Source organism: Enterococcus sp. HMSC076E04 (genome assembly GCF_001814285.1).
GTDB lineage: Bacteria > Bacillota > Bacilli > Lactobacillales > Enterococcaceae > Enterococcus_B > Enterococcus_B lactis.
Window position 1 is genome coordinate 1 of sequence record NZ_KV815586.1, and the last position, 444, is coordinate 444.

1 protein-coding gene is annotated in these 444 nt (G+C 48.9%); it reads left to right on the plus strand.

Annotation, left to right across the window (positions count from 1 at the left end):
* Positions 1-444: IS630 family transposase (locus HMPREF2961_RS05195; RefSeq protein WP_141755558.1), on the plus strand; the 444-nt coding region annotated here is incomplete at both ends.

Consider the following 444-nt stretch of genomic DNA (forward strand, 5'->3'; position numbering starts at 1 on the left):
AAAAAAAAAATTGCTGAATAGCGATATTGACCACCTCCTATTCGAGGACGAAACCATGATCCGGGATTACCAAGCCATTGGCTGCACCTGGTTTCTCCGCGGCCACCAGCGAAAAATCCCCACTTATGGACAACACAAAGGGGTAAAATTGATAGGCACCTTGGATTATGAAACCGGTCGGATCATTTGTACAGAAGAAGGGGCATACGACGCAGCGGCCTTCCTCCGTTTTCTGGAGCGGACGTTGCGGGAATACCCCACCGGAAAAATCGTGATGGTATTGGATAATGCCCTTATCCACCACGCCAAGCTGATCCAGTCTTTTCTTGAAGAAAACGCTAGGCGCCTGGCACTCATCTTCCTCCCTCCCTACAGCCCTCAGTTGAACCTAATGGAAGGCGTTTGGAAGTGGCTCAAGGAATCGGTCATCAACAATGTTTTTTT